At 66.5% G+C, this 17094-nt stretch carries 14 protein-coding genes; all 14 read left to right on the top strand.

All coding sequences use genetic code 11. The annotated features are described in order from the left end of the window. Positions 1–192 precede the first annotated feature (192 nt). On the top strand, positions 193–1845 hold the full coding sequence (locus tag P5F91_RS25810) for a GH35 family beta-galactosidase (protein ID WP_246134317.1): 1653 nt from the start codon (positions 193–195) through the stop codon (positions 1843–1845). Between the two features lie 75 nt (positions 1846–1920). Next, positions 1921–4839, top strand: coding sequence for a TIM-barrel domain-containing protein (locus tag P5F91_RS25805; RefSeq protein ID WP_246134316.1), 2919 nt, complete (start codon positions 1921–1923; stop codon positions 4837–4839). Positions 4840–5151: 312 nt separating this feature from the next. Further along, positions 5152–6198: a LacI family DNA-binding transcriptional regulator gene (locus P5F91_RS25800; protein WP_145610081.1), complete on the top strand. Its 1047-nt coding sequence runs from the start codon at positions 5152–5154 to the stop codon at positions 6196–6198. 83 nt (positions 6199–6281) lie between these two features. Beyond that, the gene (locus tag P5F91_RS25795) at positions 6282–7247 is read left to right on the top strand and encodes a metallophosphoesterase family protein (protein ID WP_277908651.1); all 966 of its coding nucleotides are present in this window, start codon (positions 6282–6284) and stop codon (positions 7245–7247) included. Positions 7248–7259: 12 nt separating this feature from the next. Then, positions 7260–7610, top strand: coding sequence for a cupredoxin domain-containing protein (locus P5F91_RS25790; RefSeq protein ID WP_277908650.1), 351 nt, complete (start codon positions 7260–7262; stop codon positions 7608–7610). A gap of 11 nt (positions 7611–7621) precedes the next feature. Next, complete coding sequence (locus P5F91_RS25785; RefSeq protein WP_277908649.1) at positions 7622–8170, top strand: sigma-70 family RNA polymerase sigma factor; 549 nt, start codon at positions 7622–7624, stop codon at positions 8168–8170. Further along, complete coding sequence (locus P5F91_RS25780; RefSeq protein WP_277908648.1) at positions 8167–8958, top strand: anti-sigma factor family protein; 792 nt, start codon at positions 8167–8169, stop codon at positions 8956–8958. Before P5F91_RS25785 ends, P5F91_RS25780 begins: the two co-directional genes overlap by 4 nt. 138 nt (positions 8959–9096) lie before the next feature. Beyond that, positions 9097–10278 carry a fumarylacetoacetate hydrolase family protein gene (locus tag P5F91_RS25775; protein WP_277908645.1) on the top strand — a complete coding sequence of 394 codons (1182 nt, stop codon included), beginning with the start codon at positions 9097–9099 and terminating at the stop codon, positions 10276–10278. A gap of 70 nt (positions 10279–10348) precedes the next feature. After that, a complete protein-coding gene (gene xylB / locus P5F91_RS25770) occupies positions 10349–11110 on the top strand; it encodes a D-xylose 1-dehydrogenase (protein WP_145610076.1) in 762 nt (253 codons plus the stop codon). 18 nt (positions 11111–11128) lie between these two features. Next, a complete protein-coding gene (locus tag P5F91_RS25765; RefSeq protein WP_186454709.1) occupies positions 11129–11992 on the top strand; it encodes an SMP-30/gluconolactonase/LRE family protein in 864 nt (287 codons plus the stop codon). Next, a complete protein-coding gene (locus P5F91_RS25760; RefSeq protein WP_145610074.1) occupies positions 11985–13763 on the top strand; it encodes an IlvD/Edd family dehydratase in 1779 nt (592 codons plus the stop codon). The genes P5F91_RS25765 and P5F91_RS25760 overlap by 8 nt, the downstream gene beginning before the upstream one ends. Before the next feature lie 144 nt (positions 13764–13907). Further along, positions 13908–15371, top strand: a complete 1464-nt coding sequence (gene xylE, locus P5F91_RS25755; protein ID WP_145610073.1) for a D-xylose transporter XylE — start codon at positions 13908–13910, stop codon at positions 15369–15371. Further along, positions 15368–16390 (top strand): aldose epimerase family protein, encoded by a 1023-nt coding sequence (locus tag P5F91_RS25750; protein WP_145610072.1) that lies wholly within the window; start codon positions 15368–15370, stop codon positions 16388–16390. The genes xylE and P5F91_RS25750 overlap by 4 nt, the downstream gene beginning before the upstream one ends. Positions 16391–16445: 55 nt before the next feature. Continuing rightward, positions 16446–17042 carry a cadmium resistance transporter gene (locus P5F91_RS25745; RefSeq protein WP_145610071.1) on the top strand — a complete coding sequence of 199 codons (597 nt, stop codon included), beginning with the start codon at positions 16446–16448 and terminating at the stop codon, positions 17040–17042. Positions 17043–17094: the final 52 nt, after the last annotated feature.

Raw genomic sequence — 17094 nt, 5'->3', positions numbered from 1 at the left:
ACCGAAAGTAAGGGCGTGTGCCGTCATGGAGGTCTGGTAGCGGTATCAGACATGCGGATTGATTTGATACCGCTAACGCGTATGATCGCGCCCGGGCCGCTATGATCATATAAATGTGGCCAGTGCCGGATGGATGGGGCTGGCGTGACCGGCGCCCTGAATAAAGCGATACGGGCTTGGGAGGGCCTGCCGATGATGCGCATTTCGACCATGACGAAGGCTGGCCGGTCCCTGCTGATGGCCGCCACCATGCTGGCGGGCTTGGCCTCCATGGCGCACACCCCGCAGGCGCAAGCCGCTGATGGGCACAACGCCGAGATGCCGCGCCTGGTGCGCGAGGATGGGCGTTATGCCCTGATGGTGGATGGCGCCCCCTATCTGGTCTTGGGTGCCCAGGCCAACAATTCCAGCAACTGGCCCTCGGTGCTGCCGCAGGTGTGGCCGGCGGTGGAACAGGTGCAGGCCAACACTCTATTCATGCCCATCGCCTGGCAGCAGATCGAGGCCACGGAAGGCAAATTCGACTTCAGCTTTCTCGACACCCTGCTGGCGCAGGCGCGGGAGCACAAGAAGCATCTGGTGCTGCTGTGGTTCGGCACCTGGAAGAATAACGGTCCGTCCTATGCGCCGGATTGGGTGAAGCTGAACAACGACCGCTTCCCCCGTGTCGTGGGCTCCAAGGGGATCATGCGCGGTTCCCTCTCGCCGCTGGCCTCCGCGACGCTGGACGCCGACAGGAAGGCCTTCGTCGCCTTCATGCGCCACCTGAAGCAGGCGGACGGCCAGCAGCATACGGTGCTGATGGTGCAGGTAGAGAATGAGACCGGCACCTATGGCGCCGTCCGCGACTTCACCCCCATGGCGCAGAAGGTGTTCGAGGGCAAGGTGCCCGACGATCTGGTAAAGGCGCTGAAGAAGCAACCCGGCACCTGGAAGGATGTGTTCGGCAAGGACGCTGATGAGTTCTTCCACGCCTATTACATCGCCCGCTTCGTCGACCAGGTGGCGGCGGCCGGCAAGGCGGAATACCCCATCCCCATGTACGTGAACGCCGCCCTGCGCGACCCGTTCAAGGACCAGGACCCCTACAGCTATTCCAGCGGCGGCCCCACCTGGAACGTGCTGGACATCTGGAAGGCGGCGGCCCCCAGCATCGACCTGATCGGGCCGGACATCTACGATCGCGGCTACGATTTCTACATCAAGACGCTGGAGCAGTATAAGCGGCCGGACAACGCCCTGTTCGTAGCCGAGACCGGCAATGACAGCGTCTACGCCCGCTATATCTTCGCCACCCTGGGCCACCAGGGCATCGGCTTCGCGCCCTTCGGCATCGATTACACCCGCTATGTGAATTACCCGCTGGGTGCGGCCAAGATCGACGCGGAGGCGCTTGAGCCCTTCACCATGAACTTCAAGCTGCTGGGCTCCATGAACCGCGAACTGGCGGCGCTCAGCCTGAAGGGGAAGGTCTGGGGGGCGTCGGAGCCGACGGCGGATCACAGCAACACCCTGGACCTGGGGCCGTACAAGGCCACCATCAGCTATGGCCTGCCGCAGTTCGGCGACGCCAAGCCCACTGGCAACGACAAGCCCTGTGGCGGCGTCGTCATCGCCGAGATGGCGCCCAATGAGTACCTGGTGGCGGGATATCACGCCCGCGTCGACTTCGCCCAGACCACCAAGGCCGGCAAGAACGGCTTCATGATGGCCAGCGTGGAGGAGGGGCACTTTGAGAACGGCAAGTGGGTGTTCGAGCGCCTGTGGAACGGTGACCAGACCGACTATGGCCTGAACTTCACCTCCATCCCCCAGATCCTGAAGGTGCGGTTCGCCACCTACTGAGCGGGCTGACGCGGCCTGGATGTAGGTCCAGGCCGGTCGTCCCTTTTTCCCGATCTTCTCCCACGGAGAATCGCCATGAACATTCGTTCCTGGGCCTTGGCTTCTGCCGCCTTGGCGCCCGTGCTGTTGCTCGCCTCCTGCGAGACGGCCAAGTCCCCGTCCGACGTCGCGGCCAAGGCGGCGCCGGCGCCGTCTTTCCAGCAAACCGCCGACGGCGTGGTGGTCACGGTCACCGGCGCCGCTGTCAAGAAGGTACGGCTGCAGGTCATCAACGACCGCATCGTCCACGTCACCGCCGTGCCGGGTGACAGCCTGGATCTGCCCGCCAGCCTGATGGCCGTGGCCAAGCCCGCCACCGGCGGCTTCCAGGTGGCGGAGCACGGCGGTCAAGTCGTCCTGACCACGCCACAGCTGCGGGCCGAGGTCAGTGTCGCCAGCGGCGCCGTCAACGTCTTCGATGCCAAGGGGCAGCCCCTGCTGACGGCGGTGGATGGCGGCAGCTTCAAACCCGCCACCCTGCCCACAGGCGAGACCGGCTTCTTCCAAGTGCGCCAGCAGTTCAACCGCGGCACGGATGAGGGTTTCTACGGGCTGGGCCAGCACCAGAACGCCCAGATGAACTATAATGGCGAGGATGTCGAACTCGCCCAGCACAACATGGACATCGGCATCCCCTTCGTGGTGTCCACGCGCAATTACGGCGTGCTGTGGGACAACAACGGCATCACCCGCTTCGGCGATGCCCGCGAATACCCGCTGATGTCCAAGGAGCTGAAGCTCTTCGATGCCGATGGCAAGGAGGGCGGCCTGACCGCCCGCTACTACCAGGACGGCAAGCTGAAGCTGACCCGCGTCGAAAGCGACATCAATTACCAGTACATCAAGGATCTGGCCGCTTGGCCGGTGGAGGTCGGCGGCAGCCGCGTCAACGCCAAGCAGCGTGCCACCAAGGACAAGTCCGTGGTGTGGGAAGGCAAGATCGAGTCACCGGTGGACGGCGTCCACCGCTTTCAGGTCTATGCCAGCGGCTATTTCAAGGTGACGCTGGACGGCAAGGTGGTCATGGACCGCTGGCGCCAGGACTGGAACCCTTGGTACCACAATTTCGACCTGCCCATGGTGGCGGGCAAGGCTCAGATGCTGAAGGTGGAATGGGTGCCGGAAGGGGGCTTCATCTCCCTGATGCATCAGAATCCATTGCCGGATGGGGAGCGGCATGAGCTGTCGCTGACCTCGGACGTCGCGCGCGCCATCGACTATTACGTCGTTGCGGGGAAGGACATGGACGACGTCATCGCGGGATACCGCCAGCTGACGGGCAAGGCGGTGATGATGCCGCGCTGGGCCTATGGCCTGTGGCAGAGCCGCCAGCGCTACAAGACGGCGGACGAGCTGACCGGTACGGTGGCGGAGTTCCGCAAACGCAAGCTGCCCCTGGATAACATTGTCGAGGATTGGTTCTACTGGCGCGAGGACGACTGGGGCAGCCATAAGTTCGACCCCACCCGTTTCCCCGACCCGCAGGGTCTGGTCGACACTCTGCACGGCCAGAACGCGCACTTCATGATTTCCGTGTGGCCCAAGTTCTACCCCACCACGGACAACTACAAGGAGCTGGACGCCAAGGGCCATATCTACCGCCGCAATGTCGAGGTGCATGAGCACGACTGGGTGGGCAAGGACGGTTATGAGAACGCCTTCTACGACCCCTATTCGGCGGAGGCGCGGCAGATCTATTGGCGCCAGATCAATGAGAACCTGAACAAGCTGGGCATCGACGCCTGGTGGCTGGACGCATCGGAGCCGGACACCCACTCCAACCTCGACATTCCGGAGCGCATGCTGCGCATGGGGCCGACGGCAATGGGACCGTCGGCCGCGTTCTTCAATTCCTACCCGTTGATGCACACCAAGGCGGTGTATGAGGGCAACCGCGCCGCCAACCCGGACAAGCGCGCCTTCATCCTGACCCGCTCCGGCTTCGCTGGGCAGCAGCGCAACGCCGCCGCCAGCTGGAGCGGTGACGTCGCCTCGCGCTGGACCGACCTGCGCAACCAGATCTCGGCCGGCGTCAACTTCTCCCTGTCCGGCGTGCCCAACTGGACGACGGACATCGGCGGCTTCGCCCTGGAAAAGCGCTATTCGGCCAAGAACCCCAAGGCATCGGATGTGGCGGAATGGCGGGAGCTGAACCTGCGCTGGTTCCAGTTCGGCGCCTTCTCCCCCCTGTTCCGCTCGCACGGGGAATTCCCATATCGCGAAATCTATAATCTCGCGCCGAAGGGCTCGGAGGTTTACGACAGCCTGGTCTGGTATGACGAGCTGCGCTACCGCCTGATGCCCTACATCTACACCCTGGCGGCCGACACCTATCACCGCGACGGCACCATCATGCGCGGCCTGGTGATGGACTTCCCCGACGACCGGCAGGTGTGGGGCATCAATGACCAGTACCTGTTCGGCCATGCCTTCCTGGTGGCGCCGGTGACGGACTATCAGGCGCGCAGCCGGGCCGTCTACCTGCCCTCGGGCGCCCAGTGGTACGACTTCCAGACCGGCAAGCTGTATGACGGCGGCCAGCGCATTGCCGCCGACGCGCCGCTGAAGCGCATGCCGCTGTTCGTCCGCGCCGGGTCCATCGTGCCCACGGCGCCGGTGACCCAGTACACGGGACAGATGCCGGATGCGCCGCTGACCATTGTCGTCTACACCGGCGCCGATGGCCATTTCGACCTCTATGAGGACGAGGGCACGACCTATGGCTATGAGCACGGCGCCTTCAGCCGCATCCCGCTGTCCTTCGACCAGGCGGCGGGCACGCTGACCATCGGCGCGCGCGCCGGCAGCTTCCCCGGCATGGTGCAGGAGCGCGTGATCAACGTCCGCTTCATCGGTCCCGGTGCCCAAGCGGCCCCGGCCGACTTCGCCGTCAAGCCGGACCAGACGGTGCGCTACCGCGGTCAGGCCGTGACGGTGGTGCGGGCCAAGTCTTGAAAACGGCCATATAGTCAAGTTCTTACGGGGGAAAGGCCTCGCTGCTTTCCAGGTTTTGCAAAGCGGCGGGGCCCCTTGCCGACTCGCCAGCAGGCCCCGAGTCCAAGTTGCGATCCTTATGAGCCTGTATTTGGCGCCCCTTTAACGCCGTCCACCCATGTAAAGGGCACTCGAACATCCCTGCAGGCCTGCGTCCCAGCCAGTTTTTACACAAAATCGTCAGCAGGCGATTGCGCAAATCCCGATGGTACTGCTATCACCGGTGCAAACCGGCAATGGATGCGCGGATCCGATAAGCGGAGCAGGAAGCGTATGGAAAAGCGGCGTGGGCGGAGTTCGCAGGGGGTCACCATTCGTGAGGTGGCGGCGCGCGCCGGTGTTTCCCCGATGACGGTGTCCCGCGTCATCAACAATGAGAACAACGTCACCCCGGCCACGTCCGCCGCCGTAATGGCTGCCATCCAGGAACTGAAGTACACGCCCAACCCGGCGGCCCGCCGTTTGGCGGGATCGGAAACCTTCCGCATCGGCCTGCTGTACAGCAACCCCAGCGTCGCCTTCCTGAGCGAGTTCCTGCTGGGTGCCCTGGACGAAAGCAGCAAGACCGGCCACCAGCTGGTGGTGGAGAAGTGCGGCGCCACCGCCGCCACGGAAAAGGCGGCCCTCCAGAAGCTGCTGCAGAGCGGCGTCGATGGTGTCGTCCTGCCGCCGCCGTTGTGCGAGGCCAAGAGCATCCTGGCGGAGATCGCAAAGTCCGGGGTGGCCGCCGTGGCCGTGGCCGCCGGTCAGCCGGGTCCCGATGTCGCCACCGTGCGCATCGACAATTACAAGGCCGCCCACCGCATGACCCAGCACCTGTTGTCGCTGGGTCACCGCACCATCGGCTTCATCAAGGGCCACCCTAACCAGACCGTCAGCGACCAGCGCCTGCACGGCTTCCTGGATGCCCTCAGCGAGGCGGGGCTGGATCCCAAGGCGGCCCCGGTGGAGCAGGGCTACTTCAACTACCGGTCCGGCCTGGCGGCGGCGGACAAGCTGCTGGCCCTGAAGGACCGGCCCACCGCCATCTTCGCCGCCAACGACGACATGGCCGCCGCCGTGCTGGCCACGGCCCACCGCCTGGGCCTGAACGTGCCGGTCGATCTGTCCATCGCCGGCTTCGACGACACGCTGATCGCCGGCACCATCTGGCCGGCCCTGACCACCGTGCGCCAGCCCATCGCCGCCATGGGCCGCGCCGCCGTCAGCATGCTGCTTGACGAGGTCAAGCGCCGTCGCGGCGGCGGCACCGGCGCCCCGGCGCAGCAACTGTTGCGCCATACGCTGGTGGAGCGCGAGTCCACGGCGGCCCCCGCCTGAAAATAATTTACGCCGACCGGGAATAAGCCGGGGCACCGGCCGGTCTTGCCCCCTGGAACCACCTTTTCCAGGGGAGCGGCGTCATGGCCAAGCAGTCTTCCGTACCAGAAGATGAGATCGACACGGGGCGCCGCCACGCCCTGAAATGCATGACCTGGGCCGGCACCGGCCTGGTGTGGAGCCTGGCCGGCGGCGTGCCGCTGACGGCCGGCCTGCTGGGGCGTGACGCGCAAGCGGCGCCGGTCAACCCGGCCCTCACCTTCGTCCAGATCAGCGACAGCCATGTCGGCTTCGACAAGCCCGCCAATCCCGACGCGCTGGCGACGTTGCGGGAGGCGGTGGCCGGTGTCCGCAGCCTGCCCACCCGGCCCGCCTTCGTCATCCATACCGGCGACATCAGCCACCTGTCGCGGGATGAGCAATTCGACGCCGCCGACCAGGCGCTGAAGGAACTGGGCGTGCCCGTCTTCTTTGTGCCCGGCGAGCACGATGTGCTGGACGACGGCATGGGCGCCGCCTATCTGGCGCGCTACGGCAAGGGGCCCAATGGCAAGGCACTGGGTGCCGGCTGGTATAGCTTCGACCACGGGGGCGTGCACTTCGTGGCCCTGGTCAATGTCGTGAACCTGAGGGGCGGTGGCCTGGGCAACCTGGGGGAGGACCAGCTGGCTTGGCTGGCCGGCGACCTGCGCGCCCTGTCGGCCAGCACGCCGGTGGTGGTCTTCGCCCATATTCCGCTGTGGACCGTCTACCCGGAATGGGGCTGGGGCACCGACGACGGCGCCCGGGCGCTTGGCCTGCTGGCCCGCTTCGGCAGCGTCACCGTGCTGAATGGCCACATCCACCAGATCCTGCAGAAGGTGGAGGGCAACGTGGCCTTCCACACGGCCCGCTCCACGGCCTTCCCCCAGCCGTCACCAGGCAGCGCCCCGTCGCCGGGGCCCATGAAGCTGCCGGCGGACAAGCTGCGCGGCGCCTTGGGCGTCACCACCGTTACCTACCGCGCCAAGGCCGGCCCCCTGGCCGTCGTCGACGCCACCCTCGGTTAAGCGAGAAAGCCCATGCGTACCCTTATGTTTGCTGCGCGCGTCGCGGCCGTGCTGTTCTGCGCCCTGACGGGACAGGCGCAGGCCGAGACCGTCGAGATCCGCATCGACAATTTCACCTTCAGCCCGGCGGAGGTGCACGTAGCGCCGGGCACCACCATCGTCTGGATCAACGCCGACGACATTCCCCATGCCGTGGCCGCCAACGACAAGTCCTTCAGGTCCAAGGTGCTGGATACGGAGGAGAAGTACAGCCGCACCGTGGCGGGGCTGGGCACGATCGATTACTTTTGTTCCCTGCACCCGCATATGACCGGCCGCATCATCGTGGATGGCAATGGCTCGGGTGGGGCCGGGGGGCATTAGGAGGCGGCGCCTTGAGGGGTGACGAGACGGCGGACAGGACCCGCCGCTTCCAGGACCAGGTGCTGATCCACCTCGACGCCGCCTATGGCCTGGCGCGCTACATGACGCGCGACCCGGTGGCGGCGGAGGATATCGTCCAGGACGCCTTCCTGCGGGCCCACCGCGCCTTCGACGGCTTTCGCGGCGGCGACGCCAGGGCCTGGCTGCTGACCATTGTGCGCAACAATGTCCGCAGCTGGGCCGCCGCCCGCCGTGACCGGGCCGAGCAGGCCCTGGAGTCGCTGTCCGGGCAGGGGGCGGAGATCGCCGACGACGCGGCGCCGACGCCCGAAGCCTGGCTGGCGGCGCAGGAGGATGCGGCCGACCTGCGTGCCCTGATCGAGGGACTGCCGCCCGCCTTTCGTGAAACCCTGCTGCTGCGGGAGATGGAAGAGATGTCCTATCGCGACATCGCCGCCGTGACCGGCGCGCCTGTGGGGACCGTCATGTCGCGGCTGGCCCGCGCACGCGACCTGCTGGCCGCCGCCTGGCGGCGCCGAGAGGCTGGAGAGACGAGATGACGGCATGCCCGGACAAGGCGGAGCTGCTGCACGGCCTGCTGGACAATGAACTGGACGCGGCGCATGCCCGCGAGCTGGAGGTGCACATCGCCACCTGCCCGGCTTGCGCCGAAGCGTTGGTGGAGCTGCGGGCCCTGCGCGCGCTGCTCGCCGATCCCGCCCTGCGGCCCAAGGCGCCCGCAGCCTTGCGCGCCCGCATTCTGGCGGATATCGGCGCTGTCGATCCGTTGCGCCATGTCGGCAAGTCTCAAGGCCGGCCCTGGTCTCGGCAGCTGCGCCGCTGGGGCGGGGTGGGGATGGGGGGCGCCATTGCCGCCAGCCTGCTGTTGCTGATGGTCGCCCCGTTCGGAGGCGATGCGGCGCTGGAACGGGAATTGGTGGCGGGGCATGTCCGCTCCCTCCAGGCGCAGCACCTGCTGGATGTGCCGACAAGCGACCACCACACGGTGAAGCCCTGGTTCGCCGGCAAGCTGGACTATTCCCCGCCGGTGCCGGAACTGGCGGCGGCCGGCTTCCCCCTGCAGGGCGGGCGGCTGGACTATCTGGCCGGCCGGCCGGTGGCGGCCTTGGTCTATCGCCACGGCGCCCATGTCCTGAACCTCTATGTCTGGCCCGGCGATGGTCCCCGCCAGCCCGCCTTCGAGGCCCGTGATGGCTACAATCTGATGCGGTGGCGGGACGGCGGCATGGCCTACTGGGCGGTGAGCGACGTGGGTGTGGAGGAGATGCATGCCTTTGCCACAGCCCTGGCCGGGGCCGTCGCGGCCCAGAATCCTGGCAAACCTTAGCGCGAAACCTTTGTGCGTCCGGCGTCGAATTACGGACTGGTATGGTAACGTCGCCTTGACAGCGCTTCTCCCTGGCCTCTAATGTTAGCGTTAACAAGGGCCGCCTGGCGATAACGCACCTTGGGAGGAGTTCAAGAGATGGGGTACCCGGTCGACACGCCGGTGCAGACTACGCACGACAGCATTTTTCCCGAGGACAGCGCGGACGCCGTTCTGCTGGGCCGTATCGATGCGGGCGAGGGGCCGACGCCCATCCTGATCCGCAACGGCGAGATTTTTGACCTGTCGGGCGTCGCTCCGACCGTGTCCGAACTGATGAATCGCCTTGAGCCCGGCCAGATCCTCGAGGGCAAGTCCATCGGCCGCGTGGCCGACTGGGGGCTGAACCCCACCTGGGCCGGTGGTACTAAAGGCGCCAAGCTGCTGACCCCCATCGACCTGCAGTGCATCAAGGCCGCCGGCGTGACCTTCGCCGTCTCAGCCCTGGAGCGCGTGATCGAGGAACGGGCGCGCGGTGACGCTGGCAAGGCCCTGGAAATCCGCCAGGCCCTGTCGTCCCGCGTCGGCACCGATCTGCGTCTGGTGAAGCCCGGTTCCGAGAACGCCGCCCGCCTGAAAGAGGCGCTGATCGCCGACGGCCTGTGGTCGCAGTACCTGGAAGTGGCCATCGGCCCCGACGCCGAGGTGTTCACCAAGGGCCCGACCCTGTCCGCCATGGGCTGGGGCGTGGAGATCGGCGTGCGCGCCGACAGCCACTGGAACAACCCGGAGCCCGAGGTGGTCATCCTGTGCGACGGCCAGGGCCGCGCGCGCGGCGCCACCCTGGGCAACGATGTGAACCTGCGGGACTTCGAAGGCCGCAGCGCCCTGCTGCTGTCCAAGGCCAAGGACAACAACGCGTCCTGCGCCATCGGGCCCTTCGTTCGCCTGTTCGATGACAAATTCACCATGGACCACGTCCGCGAGGCCGTGGTGCACCTGAACGTGACGGGTGAGGACGGCTTCGTTCTGGACGGCAAGAGCACCATGTCCGAGATCAGCCGCGATCCGCTGGACCTGGTCGGCCAGACCCTGAACAAGAACCACCAGTATCCCGACGGCTTCGCGCTATTCCTGGGGACGCTGTTCGCGCCGGTCGAGGATCGCGACGCGCCGGGCCGCGGCTTCACCCACAAGACCGGCGACATCGTCAGCGTCTCCAGCCCGCGCCTGGGTACCCTGGTCAACAAGGTGGTGCCCTGCCACGAGGCGGCGCCCTGGACCTTCGGCCTGACCGAACTGATGCGCAACCTGGCCCGCCGCGGCCTGCTGAACGGGTGATGCCGCTGGCGTCACCCACCCAAATCCGTTCTTTTGGGCAAACCCTTTTCTGTTGGGCCTGAAATACATCATGACGCACGCCATCTATCCCAGCCTGCGGGGCAAGCGGGTCATTGTCACCGGTGGCGGCTCCGGCATCGGCGCCGCCATCACCGAGGCGTTCGTCCGTCAGGGCGCCCAGGTTTCCTTCCTGGATATCGCGGAAGCCGATAGCCGCGCCCTGGAGCAGTCGCTGGCCGAGGGTGCGGAGCACGCGCCCAAGTTCTATAAGTGCGACCTGACCAACCTGGATCAACTGAAGGCGACGCTGGCGGAAATCCAGAACGCCGGCCCGGTCGACGTGCTGGTGAACAACGCCGCCAACGACGACCGTCACACGATCGAGCAGATCACGCCGGAATACTGGGATAACCGCATGGCGGTGAACCTGCGGCACATGTTCTTCGCCAGCCAGGCCGTGGCCGCCGGCATGAAGCAACAGCGCAGTGGCGCCATCATCAACTTCGGGTCCATCTCCTGGCATGTGGCCTTGCCCGAGTTGCTGATCTACCAGACCGCCAAGGCCGGTATCGAGGGCATGACGCGGGCCCTGGCCCGCGACCTGGGTGAGCACAACATCCGCGTCACCTGTGTGGTGCCGGGCGGCGTGCGGACGGAACGCCAGATGCGTCTGTGGCACAACCCGGAAGAAGAGGCCCGTATCCTGTCGCAGCAGTGCCTGAAGGAACGGGTGGATCCGCCGCACGTCGCTGCCATGGTGCTGTTCCTGGCCTCCGATGATGGCCGCATGTGCACCAGCCACGAATACTTCGTCGACGCCGGCTGGCGCTAAGGATTGGGGCCGGTGACGATGGAGCCGCGCTGCATCTGGGCTTTGGGCGCCACCTTGGGGGAGGGACCGGTGTGGTCCCCCCGGGACCGGGCCCTGTGGTTTGTGGACATCAAGAAGCGGCAAATCCACCGCTTCCGCCCCGCGGATGGTGACACCCGCAGTTTCGATGCGCCGGACCAGCCGGGCTTCGCCCTGCCGCGCGCCGGGGGTGGTTTGATCGTGGGTCTGCCGGGCAAGCTGGCCCGTTTCGATAGCGAAACGGGTATTTTCGAACCCCTGGTGCCCCTGGAATGGGATCGGGCGGGCAACCGCCTGAACGATGGCTTCGTCGATGCCCAGGGCCGGCTGTGGTTCGGCTCCATGGATGATGCGGAAGAGGGGCCGACCGGCGCCCTCTATTCTTGGACCGGGACGCTGAAGCGCCACGTGGACGGCATCGTCATCACCAACGGACCCTGCACCAGTCCGGACGGCCGCACCTTCTATCACACCGATACCCTGGGCAAGACCATCACCGCCTACGACCTGTCGGCCGACGGCACGCTGGACAATGGCCGCCTGCTGATCACCATCGAGGACGGGGCCGGCTGGCCCGACGGAACGGTGGTGGACGCGGAGGGCTGTCTGTGGGTGGGCCTGTTCGGCGGCTGGGCCGCCCGCCGCTATTCCCCGGCAGGGAAGCTGCTGCAGGTCGTGCGCTTCCCCTGCGCCAACATCACCAAGCTTGCCTTCGGCGGCGATGACCGCTTGGATCTCTACGCCACCACCGCCGCCAAGGGCCTGAGCGACGACGATCGCGCCGCCCAGCCGCTGGCTGGCGGCTTGTTCCACTTCAGGGCCACCGTGCCGGGCCTACCCCCGGCGGAGATAGCGTATGGTTGACCGTCCTTCTGTGCGATTCCGCTCCCGCGATTGGTTTGACGCGCCGGACCGGATCGACATGACCGCGCTCTATCTGGAGCGCTTCATGAACTACGGCATCACGCCGCAGGAGTTGCGCTCCGGCAAGCCCATCATCGGCATCGCCCAGACCGGCAGCGACATTTCCCCCTGCAATCGTATTCACCTGGATTTGGCCAAGCGCGTCCGCGACGGTATCCGCGACGCTGGCGGCATTCCCATGGAATTCCCGGTCCACCCCATTTTCGAGAACTGCCGTCGTCCGACGGCGGCCATGGACCGGAACCTCGCCTACATGGGCCTTGTCGAGATCCTGTACGGCTATCCCATCGACGCCGTGGTGCTGACCACCGGCTGCGACAAGACCACGCCGGCCGGCATCATGGCCGCCAGCACTGTCGACATCCCGGCCATCGTCCTCTCGGGCGGCCCCATGCTGGATGGCTGGCACGAGGGCGACCTGGTGGGGTCCGGTACCGTCATCTGGCGCAGCCGCCGCAAGCTCGCCGCTGGCCTGATCGATGAGGAAGAGTTCCTGGACGCGGCCGCCTCCTCGGCGCCGTCCGCCGGCCATTGCAACACCATGGGCACAGCCAGCACCATGAACGCCGTGGCCGAGGGCCTGGGCCTGTCGCTCACCGGATGCTCCGCCATTCCCGCGCCCTACCGTGAGCGCGGGCAAATGGCGTACGAAACCGGCCGGCGCATCGTCGACATGGCCTATGAGGATCTGCGCCCGTCCAAGATCCTGTCGCGCGAAAGCTTCCTGAACGCCATCAAGCTGGTGGGCGCGCTCGGCGGCTCCAGCAACGCGCAGCCGCACATCAACGCCATGGCCCGCCACGCCGGCGTGGACCTGACGGCCGACGATTGGCGCATCCACGGCTATGACGTGCCGCTGCTGGTCAACATGCAGCCGGCCGGCAAATACCTGGGTGAACGCTTCCACCGCGCCGGCGGCGTGCCCGCCGTGATGTGGGAGTTGCAGCAGGCCGGCAAGCTGTTCGACAAGGCCATGTCGGTCACCGGCCGCCCCATCGGTGAGAACCTGGCGGGCCGGGAAAGCACGGACCGGGAGATGATCACGCCCTACAGCCAGCCCCTGAAGGAGCGTGCCGGCTTCCTAGTGCTGAAGGGCAACCTGTTCGACTTCGCCATCATGAAGACCAGCGTGATCTCGGAAGAGTTTCGCCAGCGTTACCTGAGCCAGCCGGGCCGCGAGGGCGTATACGAGGGCCGCGCCATCGTATTCGACGGTCCGGACGATTACCACGAGCGCATCAACGACCCGGCGCTGAACATCGACGAACGCTGCATCCTGGTGGTGCGCGGCGCCGGTCCGCTGGGCTTCCCCGGCTCGGCCGAGGTGGTGAACATGCAGCCGCCGGACGCGCTGCTGAAGGCTGGCATCACCAGCCTGCCCACCATCGGCGACGGCCGCCAGTCCGGCACCTCGGATAGCCCATCGATCCTGAACGCTTCGCCGGAGAGTGCCGCGGGTGGTGGACTGGCCTGGCTGCGCACCGGCGATACCATCCGCATCGACCTGAACCAGGGCACCTGCGACATGCTGGTGGACGATGCCGAGATCCAGAAGCGCAAGGCCGATGGCATCCCGGCCACCCCGCCCAGCTACACGCCGTGGCAGGAGATGTACCGCCAGACCGTGGGCCAGCTGGACAGCGGCGGCTGCATGGAACCGGCGCTGAAGTACCGGGGTGTCGTGGCCCACCCGCCGCGGCACAACCATTGATCTGAAGGATACCGGTGCCTGGCGACGTCTTGTCCGGGGCGCCGGTGGTGATCTGAGGTGCAAGGGCGTCCCCGTTCCAGGTGGAGTGGGGGCGCCTCGCTTTAGGACAAATGGCGGGCGACCTGGCCCGTCGGGGAGGAATGAATGGGCAATAAGCAAGGCGCACTGTCGCTGACGACGGGCCTGACACTGATCGCCACCCTGGGCGGTCTGCTGTTCGGGTATGACACCGCCGTTATCTCCGGCGCGATGGACAGCATCGATATCAATTTCATCCAGCCGTTGAACCTGGCGGAAACGGCGCATGACAGCCTGAAGGGGCTGACCATTTCCAGCGCCTTGGCCGGTTGCGTGCTGGGCGGCTTGGTCGCCGGCAAGATGGCCGACCGTTTCGGCCGCAAGCCGACACTGATCGTCGCCGCCCTGATGTTCCTCATCTGCTCGCTGGGGTCGGCCTGGCCCGAATTCGGCCTCGGCACCATCGGCCAGATGGGCCCGGATGCGCTGACGCCCTTCAACATCTACCGCATCATCGGTGGCATCGGCGTGGGCATCGCCTCGCTGGTTTCTCCCCTCTACATCGCGGAGATCGCGCCGGCCGAATCCCGCGGTCGTCTCATCTCCTTCAACCAGATCGCCATCGTCGGCGGCATGGTGGGCGTCTATTTCGTGAACTGGGCCATCGCCGGCCTCGGGGACGAAACCTGGCTGCACAGCACAGGCTGGCGCTGGATGTTCGCCTCCGAAGGGCTGCCCTCCATCCTGTTCGCCGTCCTGTTGCTGTTTGCCCCGGACACCCCCCGCTACCTGGTTATGCAGCGCCGTGACAACGAGGCCTTGGACGTGCTGAAGCGCCTGGGCGGCGCCACCGACCCCAAGGTCACGCTGGTCGAGATCGAGGAAAGCCTGGTCGTGACCAACGAACGCCTGTTCGCGTTCGGCGGCTTGGTGGTGTTCGTCGGCATCCTGCTGTCGGTCTTCCAGCAGTTCGTGGGCATCAACGCCGTGCTGTACTATGCCCCCCAGATGTTCAAGAACATGGGCATGGATACCAATGCCTCGCTGTGGCAGACGGTCATTGTCGGCATCGCCAACGTGGCCTTCACCCTGGTGGCGACCGTGTCGGTCGATCGCCTGGGCCGTAAGCCCCTGCTCATCGCCGGCGGCTTGGTCATGACCGTTTCAATGTTGGCCCTGGGCACGCTGTTCGCCACCAACCAGTTGGGACTGGTGGCGCTGATCGCCATGCTGGTTTATATCGCTGGCTTCGCCTTCTCTTGGGGCCCGGTGGTTTGGATCCTGCTGGCCGAGATGTTCCCGAACGCCATCAAGGGCAAGGCCCTGGGCATCGCGGTCGCGGCGCAGTGGATCGCCAACCTGGTGGTCACCTGGTCCTTTAACGTCATGGACGGCAATTCCGTGCTGAACGCCCATTTCCATCACGGTTTCGCCTACTGGGTCTACGGGGTGTTCAGCCTGTTGTCCGCCCTGTTCGTCTGGCGCTTCGTGCCGGAAACCAAAGGCCGGAGCCTGGAAGCCATCCAGGAGCTGTGGACCCACAGACCCCTGCACAGCGCCGCCCAGCAGGTGAGGGCCGCGCGGTCATGATCCGATCCTTCGGGACGACCAAGGACGGTGCGCCGGTCCGGGCAGTGACGCTCGGGCCGGCGGACGGCCTACAGGCGGAGGTGCTGACCTTTGGCGGCATCCTGCGGCAGCTGTCAGTGCCTGGCCCCAAGGGCCGGCGCAACCTGGTCCTGGGCCTGCCGGACGTGGCGGCCTATGAGAACGATCCCGCCTATCTGGGATGCCTGGTGGGGCGCTATGGCAACCGTATCGCCAACGCCCGCTACATCTACCAGGGCCGCACCGTGGAGCTGGTGCCGAATGAGGGCGTCAACCAACTGCACGGCGGTCCGGGCGCCTATGGCCGCAAGGTCTGGCGTCTGCAGGATTTCCAGGGTGGGGCGGACTCCTGGCTGGTGCTGGGCCTGACCTCCCCGGATGGGGAGAACGGCTTCCCCGGCACCTTGGAGGTGACGGCGGAAATCACCATCAGCGGCGGTGACCTGACCCTGCGCTTCACCGCCATCGGGGACGCGGACACACCGGTCAGCCTGACCTGGCATCCCTATTTCAACCTGGCGGGCGATCCGCAGGTGGCGGCGGACCGGCAGATGCTGCGCCTACGGTCCCAGCATTTCCTGCCCGTGGGCCCCGGCCTGATTCCCACCGGCGCGCTGGAGCCGGTGGCCGGAACGGCCTTCGACTTCCGCCGGCCGCGCCTGGCGACACCGCGCCACAATCATCCCCAAATCTTCCAGGCCGGCGGCTACGACCATTGCTTCGTCCTGGACCGGGACGACACCTGGGACGAGGCGGTGGACTGGGCCGCCACGCTGTCCTCGCCCGACAGTGGCGTCAGCCTGCGCCTGCATACCGACCAACCGTCGGTGCAATTCTACGGCGGCCAGGGTCTGGCGTCCCAATACCCGGGCCTGGGCACGGGTGTTTGCCTGGAACCCCAGGCCTTCCCCGATGCGCCCAACCAGCCGTCCTTCCCGGACACCATGCTGAAGGCGGGTGACCGCTACAGCAGGATGATGCGTTTCAGCATCAGCTGGTGAGCCGCCTGGCGGCATGTATTGACAAAGGGTGCCCATCAAGGCGTCATCGCCCGCGATGGACACCCTTTTTCTTTGCGCCGCCGCGGCTGTGGCTGTCTTCGCCGCCACCAACATCGATGACCTTTTCATCCTGGTGGCGCTGTTCGCCGGGGGGCGATGGCGTGCCCGGGACATCGCGGCGGGACAATTCCTGGGCATCGCCATCCTGGTGGCCGCCGGATTGACGGGGGCCCTGGCTGCCCTGGTGGTGAATCCGGTCTGGCTGGGATTCCTGGGGGTGGCGCCGATCCTGCTGGGGGTACGTCTGTTGTGGCAGGGCGGTACTGAGGGGGAAAGCGACGCGCCTGCTGCCCAGGGCGGCGCATGGGCTGTCGCCGCTGTCACGGTAGCCGGGGGCGGGGACAATATCGGTGTCTACGTGCCGCTTTTCGCCGCGCAGGACGCCAGCCAGATTGTCGTGACCGTGGCGGTGTTCGCTGTGCTGACGGGCGCCTGGGTGGCCCTGGCCCATTGGCTTGCCACCCACCCGTCGGCCGGGCCGCCGGTACGGCGCTGGGGCGGCCGGCTGCTGCCCTGGGTGTTGATCGGCATCGGCGGCTGGGTGATCGCCGATGCGGGAACGTTTGCGCTGGTCCGGTCCTGGTTGGGCTGAGTTCGCTTTGAGGCGGCCTATGCGGGCGCGCTCAGGAATGTTCGGCGGCGTT

This window comes from Nitrospirillum amazonense (genome assembly GCF_029594735.1).
Classification (GTDB): Bacteria; Pseudomonadota; Alphaproteobacteria; order Azospirillales; family Azospirillaceae; genus Nitrospirillum; species Nitrospirillum amazonense.
This window is presented reverse-complemented; position numbering and strand designations above follow the sequence as displayed.

Bases quoted from the DNA above. Each gene is read 5' to 3' on its own strand.
- P5F91_RS25775 (WP_277908645.1), top strand. From the start codon at position 9,097: ATGGGGTACCCGGTCGACACGCCGGTGCAGACTACGCACGACAGCATT.
- xylB (WP_145610076.1), top strand. From the start codon at position 10,349: ATGACGCACGCCATCTATCCCAGCCTGCGGGGCAAGCGGGTCATTGTC.
- P5F91_RS25800 (WP_145610081.1), top strand. From the start codon at position 5,152: ATGGAAAAGCGGCGTGGGCGGAGTTCGCAGGGGGTCACCATTCGTGAG.
- P5F91_RS25765 (WP_186454709.1), top strand. From the start codon at position 11,129: ATGGAGCCGCGCTGCATCTGGGCTTTGGGCGCCACCTTGGGGGAGGGA.
- P5F91_RS25760 (WP_145610074.1), top strand. From the start codon at position 11,985: ATGGTTGACCGTCCTTCTGTGCGATTCCGCTCCCGCGATTGGTTTGAC.
- P5F91_RS25795 (WP_277908651.1), top strand. From the start codon at position 6,282: ATGGCCAAGCAGTCTTCCGTACCAGAAGATGAGATCGACACGGGGCGC.
- P5F91_RS25750 (WP_145610072.1), top strand. From the start codon at position 15,368: ATGATCCGATCCTTCGGGACGACCAAGGACGGTGCGCCGGTCCGGGCA.
- P5F91_RS25780 (WP_277908648.1), top strand. From the start codon at position 8,167: ATGACGGCATGCCCGGACAAGGCGGAGCTGCTGCACGGCCTGCTGGAC.
- P5F91_RS25805 (WP_246134316.1), top strand. From the start codon at position 1,921: ATGAACATTCGTTCCTGGGCCTTGGCTTCTGCCGCCTTGGCGCCCGTG.
- P5F91_RS25810 (WP_246134317.1), top strand. From the start codon at position 193: ATGATGCGCATTTCGACCATGACGAAGGCTGGCCGGTCCCTGCTGATG.
- P5F91_RS25790 (WP_277908650.1), top strand. From the start codon at position 7,260: ATGCGTACCCTTATGTTTGCTGCGCGCGTCGCGGCCGTGCTGTTCTGC.
- xylE (WP_145610073.1), top strand. From the start codon at position 13,908: ATGGGCAATAAGCAAGGCGCACTGTCGCTGACGACGGGCCTGACACTG.
- P5F91_RS25745 (WP_145610071.1), top strand. From the start codon at position 16,446: ATGGACACCCTTTTTCTTTGCGCCGCCGCGGCTGTGGCTGTCTTCGCC.